Below are 5,578 nucleotides of genomic sequence, written 5' to 3'. Positions count from 1 at the left end.
TTGCTGCTAAAGCAATATGTGTTATCAGAAGCACATAATAAACAATTCGTATCGATCCTTCTCCTCCGAAACTAGTACTTTCAGCTGCACCATGATAGACTACATAAGACACTAGAAATATAGCTCCCAATGAAAATGCAACACTCATTGAGGCCTTGTGAAAAGCGATATTCTTATTTTTTATAAATACCAACCCCAATATTAAAGCAATGGTAGCTGCAGAATTTATTACTGCATTAAGGTGGGGCAGAAAATAAACCCAGTCACTTCCAATATCAACTTTCGCTGGCATAAAAAGTAATACAGCAACAGCCAATGGAATAATTACAGAAATTGCAACTATCCAGTTTTTAACTTTATTTTCATTTTGCAATAGCGTCGACTTACTCGTTTCCATACAATAAAATTTTAGCTTCAAGCATTAACAAATCTACATCCTCTCTACTAGTGCCACTATAATAACCTCTGATTCTTCCTTCTTCGTCAACCAAAGTGAATTTATCACTATGGGCAAAATCATCTGGGACTCCATAACCGTCCAGAGTAGGTAAAATAAACCCGCATTTAGCCAATTGGTATGTTTCAAGTTTTCCTCCTGAAAGAAAATCCCATTTACCAGCCTGAGCATTATGTTTCCCAGCATATTCATTCAGAATTTCTGGAGTATCAAATTCAGGGTCTATGCTTATAGAAAGAATTTGTACTCGAGGTTCATCTCTAAACATATCATTGACTCGCTCCATTTCCTGAGACATCACCGGACAGATACTTGGACAGGAAGTAAAGAAAAAATCTACAATAGTTATTTTTCCTTCCATCTGGTTTTTCCCTACAGGATTGCCCTCTTGATTCACAAAAGAGAAATCAGGAATGTAATGTTGAGTGGTGTCAGTGGTTGGACATTCTTTAAAAGGATTGTCTGTTCCAGTTTGATAATAAATAGGGATATCGTATGTATTTGTCCCAAAACCTCTCAGAAACATGAAAATTAAGACTGGTATCAGTAAAATACAGACCAATACCATTCCTTGTAAAATTCTAATTCCTCTCATATTGACTTCTTAACAAAAAAAAGGTTGAAGTGTCTCTCTTCAACCTAATTTTTTTTAGTTTTTTTTGATTACCACCTCATTAGAAAAATATCTGAGCCCTCTTTTGCCAAGGCAATCAGCAACCAAATAAGAAATATGAGAGGTACAATAATCGCATAAAACAAGGGCTTTACTTCATCACCCAAGTGCATGAATTCAAGCATAATGTATCGTGCTTTCCAAATTGTCAAAGCGATAAAAAGGAAATATAAAATCAATCCTCTTTCCAAGGTAAATGCCATAACGAATTCTGCTAATGTTATTGCCAATAGAATTCCGGCTGTTTTCCAGATTTTCTTTATTTTTTCCTCGTTACGTGGATGAACTTCCAGCGTAGATTTATTTTGTTGAATATCCATAATTCGAAAATTTATTGCTTTAGATCAAATAGAATAAGGTAAATACAAATACCCAAACAAGGTCTACAAAGTGCCAATAAAGACCAATTTTTTCAACCATCTCATAATGACCTCTTCCGTCATATATCCCAACAGCTGCTTGATAGAAACAAAGGAAAAGAAGGAAAACACCGATAGTTACGTGAAAACCGTGAAACCCTGTTATGAAGAAAAATAGCTGGGCAAAGGACGCTGGGCCATATTCGTTCACATTAAGGTTTGCTCCATGAACAACTTCTGAAACCAAATTATTCAAAGAATTAATATAAGTCAATGTGCTTCCACCATCTGTTCCGTGGATGAAGTGATTCCATTCCCATGCCTGACATCCCAAGAAAGTAGCTCCTCCAAGGATTGTCCAAAGCAACCATTTAACAACATCATTCCTGTCATTTCTATGACCAGCCTCAACTGCCAGAACCATAGTTACGGAAGATGAAATCAATATAAATGTCATTATACCTACGAAAACCAATGGAGCATGAACTCCATGCACAAAAGGAATTGCATCGAAGACCAATTCAGGAACTGGCCAATATTCATTTGAGCCAACGAAGTCTCCAGCAGGGCCGGCATAAACTGGATAACTTACTCTAATGGAAAGGTAAGTGATCAGAAATGCAGCAAAAGTGAAAATGTCGGAGAGCAGGAAAAACCACATCATCAGTTTTCCATAGCTGGCTTTAAGAGGTTCGTTACCACCTCCCCAAATGCCTCTTTTTGAGCTTACTCCAATATCAGTAGAATGCGCAGACATAAATTATTGGTTTGTACTATTGTTATTTTAATGATTCAAAAGCAAAAACATAAACAGGTAAAGCCAAAGCCCTCCTAGAAAATGCCAATAAGTAGTGGCCATTTCCATCCTAACCATAGACTTAGAATGGATTTGGAAACTGAAACTCGAAATTAATACAATTATCAGAAATATCACACCACTGATCAGGTGTAAAGCGTGCAACCCTGTAAAAACATACAAAAAGGATCCTGAAGGATTTCCAACAAAGAATACCTCTTCATCCACAAGAGCCACCCAAGAATACCATTGCCCTATCAAAAAAGCTATTCCAAGAATAACAGCTCCTGATAAGCCTAATTTCAATCCAGTCAAATTATCTTTTTTAGCAGAAATATATCCATACTGTAGGAATACACTACTCAAAACAACAATACCAGAAGTGAACCAAAATATTTGAGGTAAATCATATTCAAGCCAGTTTCCTTCAGACTGTCTTACAATATATGCAGAAGTCATCGCAGCAAATATCATCACCACTGTGACCATAAAAAGCCAAAGTGCAAACTTCTTTGGATGCATTGATATTGGCTGCTCAACCAGATCTACATACTTTAATTCTTGTTCCATCTTATGGCAGTTTATCTAGTAAGTAAGCTATTTGAACAATCGGTAAGTACAAAAATGAGCCAAACATAATTTTTAAAGCCGACTTTCTCGAGCAATCTCTCATTAATGAAAAAGTTTGTGCAAGAAATAAAACACCGCAAACCGTAGCTACTATCCCAGAATTTAATCCAGTTAACCCAAAATAGCTAGGAAGTAAGCCTAAGGGTAATAAAAACAGGGTATAAATCATTATTTGAATTGCCGTATTCAAATCCTGTCCACCACCACTTGGCAATAACTTAAAGCCTGCTTTTTTATAATCTTCATCACTTACCCAAGCAATGGCCCAGAAATGAGGAAATTGCCAGATAAATTGTATTCCAAATATGATTAATGCTTCATAAGAAATTGCTCCTGTCGCAGCAGTCCAACCTAACAAAGGAGGCATTGCCCCAGGGATAGCTCCTACAAATACTGCGATTGGACCAACTCTTTTAAGTGGGGTATAAACGAACACATATAAAACCATGCTCAAAATACCCAACCAAGTTGTAAGAGGATTGGTGAATACCCATAGTAATGCAATTCCTGTAAATGCAATTATGACAGTAAACCAATATGCCTCTGTTAACGAAATGATCTGTAATGGAAGAGGACGTTTTTCTGTTCGCTTCATCAACTTGTCAAGATCACGTTCCATAATCTCATTTGCAGCCCCGGATGCACCACTTATTAGGAATCCACCAAGTGCTAGTCCAATAAAGCTTGACCATCCAAACGATACTCCAGAATCACCAAGGACAAATCCAAATACAGCGGAAAATGTAACCAAAGCAGATAATCTGAATTTTAACAATTCATAATACGCCTTAGCCCTAATAGTAACCAAGTGATAAATATTCTGGTCAGTAAGTCCAACTGTCCTCATTCTCAATTTTCTTTTAATCGAAATTGTTTATGCTCTCGCAATTGTAGGATCAATAGAAATTGAATTCCTACTATTAATGTCCCAATCAATAAATGAATGGGTTGAAGAAATGCAGGAATTGCAAAATATGCCATTCCAATACCTGTAGCGATTTCAATAACTACTAACATCATCAATAACTGAGACCATAAGCTGATTTTTGATCTTCTAAGAACATATTTAAATGCCCAAAAGAAATACAGTATATGAATCCCCAATAAGATGAGCGAGAATGATCTATGAATATAGAATGGCAAACCCAAACTCTCAATCCAAGTTCCTCTCAGCATATTTCCCAACTCAAAAGAGATTTGATCAATTTGTTCTCTTACCTGAGTTCCTAACACTACTTGAATAAGCATTAAAAACAAGGCTGCAACCAAGACCCATTCTATTTTAGCAGGCACATCCATTGAAACACCTTTACCCTCTTTTAATTTGCCAGATCTGTGATACAAATAGATCAAAACAAAAACCAGCAGAATTGCAAGCATCATATGAAAGGTAATCATCCAATGGAGTAAGTTCGTTGAAACAACCAAAGAACCAATCCAACCTTGAAACAAAACCAAAATCAAAGATGCAATTGAAAGTATCGGAATCAGCTTATCAAACTTCCAGATTGGAAATGATTTCCAAACTGTAAGAAGTATAAAAAAGCCAATAAGGACACCAATCAATCTATTGATGTACTCAATCCATGTTTTTAAAGGATTGAATTCCTGTTCAATTAGAATTGATTTATCATTTGCAATTTCTTTTGCAGTTTCTGCAAATCCCAGTTTTTCAAGTGTCGCCACAAACCTTTCGTTTTTGGCAATTCTCTTTTGAAGGTATATTTCTTGGTAATCCTCCGGAAGTTGGTCTACGTGTGTTGGGGGCACAATACTCCCGAAGCATTTAGGCCAATCAGGACAACCCATTCCAGAACCGGTTGTCCTAACTATCCCTCCTACGAGGATTAGGAAATAAACAGCTATCACAGTTAAGAAACTAACCTTGCGAAAGCTGTTTATTTGCTTTTTAGTGCTTTGATTCATTTGCGATCAAAACCTCTTCCTCTTCCTTCATAATCTCCATTTCCAATTTAACTTGCTCTTGTTCATGCGGCAAGTTTGATTCAGGAGTGGCAGAAAGTGGAACTGTTTGAGGAATAAAATCCTCTTCTGCTCCTGGTTTTGAATAGTCATATGGCCATCTATATACAGTAGGAATTTCTCCTGGCCAGTTGCCATGCTTAGGATGCAATGGAGTAGTCCATTCAAGTGTATTTGATCTCCATGGATTTAAACTTGCTTTTCTACCTCTGTACATGCTGTAGAAGAAGTTGAACAAGAATATAAACTGAGCAGCGAATGTGATAATTGCTGCAGCAGAAACAAACATGTTCAGATCAGTATACATGTTGGCAAAATCAAAGTTTGTCCAAGAATAATATCTTCTAGGGAAACCTGCGATACCGATGTAGTGCATTGGAAAGAATACCATATAAACACCAACAAATGTCAACCAGAAGTGAATGTATCCTAATTTCTCATCCATCATTCTTCCAAACATTTTAGGGAACCAATGATAAACGCCCGCTACCAATCCAAAGAAGGAAGCTGATCCCATTACTAGGTGGAAGTGAGCTACAACGAAATAAGTATCATGTAACTGAATATCAATTGCAGAGTTTCCTAGGAAAATACCTGTCAAACCACCTGAAATAAAGAATGACACCAACCCTATGGAAAACAGCATAGCTGGAGTGAAGATCAAATTACCTCTCCAAAGA

General features: G+C 36.8%; 8 protein-coding genes. All 8 read right to left on the bottom strand.

Annotated features, from left to right (window positions below; genetic code table 11):
• Positions 1–397 (bottom strand): DUF420 domain-containing protein (locus tag Q0L68_RS15400; RefSeq protein WP_296704948.1); only part of this gene is annotated, 397 nt, incomplete at its 3' end.
• Positions 384–1,052, bottom strand: coding sequence for an SCO family protein (locus Q0L68_RS15395; protein ID WP_296704946.1), 669 nt, complete (start codon positions 1,050–1,052; stop codon positions 384–386). The genes Q0L68_RS15395 and Q0L68_RS15400, both read right to left, overlap by 14 nt.
• A 68-nt stretch (positions 1,053–1,120) precedes the next feature.
• Positions 1,121–1,450, bottom strand: coding sequence for a cytochrome C oxidase subunit IV family protein (locus tag Q0L68_RS15390; protein WP_296704944.1), 330 nt, complete (start codon positions 1,448–1,450; stop codon positions 1,121–1,123).
• Positions 1,451–1,469: 19 nt separating this feature from the next.
• Positions 1,470–2,246: a cytochrome c oxidase subunit 3 gene (locus Q0L68_RS15385; RefSeq protein WP_296704943.1), complete on the bottom strand. Its 777-nt coding sequence runs from the start codon at positions 2,244–2,246 to the stop codon at positions 1,470–1,472.
• Between the two features lie 27 nt (positions 2,247–2,273).
• On the bottom strand, positions 2,274–2,855 hold the full coding sequence (locus tag Q0L68_RS15380) for a cytochrome c oxidase subunit 3 (RefSeq protein ID WP_296704942.1): 582 nt from the start codon (positions 2,853–2,855) through the stop codon (positions 2,274–2,276).
• Position 2,856: 1 nt separating this feature from the next.
• Positions 2,857–3,762 (bottom strand): heme o synthase, encoded by a 906-nt coding sequence (gene cyoE / locus Q0L68_RS15375; protein WP_296704940.1) that lies wholly within the window; start codon positions 3,760–3,762, stop codon positions 2,857–2,859.
• A gap of 2 nt (positions 3,763–3,764) precedes the next feature.
• Positions 3,765–4,841 carry a heme A synthase gene (locus Q0L68_RS15370; protein WP_296704938.1) on the bottom strand — a complete coding sequence of 359 codons (1,077 nt, stop codon included), beginning with the start codon at positions 4,839–4,841 and terminating at the stop codon, positions 3,765–3,767.
• Positions 4,825–5,578 (bottom strand): cbb3-type cytochrome c oxidase subunit I (locus Q0L68_RS15365; protein ID WP_296704936.1); only part of this gene is annotated, 754 nt, incomplete at its 5' end. The genes Q0L68_RS15365 and Q0L68_RS15370, both read right to left, overlap by 17 nt.

Origin of the sequence: Algoriphagus sp. (genome assembly GCF_024642405.1) — a bacterium.
Classification (GTDB): Bacteria; Bacteroidota; Bacteroidia; order Cytophagales; family Cyclobacteriaceae; genus Algoriphagus.
This window is presented reverse-complemented; position numbering and strand designations above follow the sequence as displayed.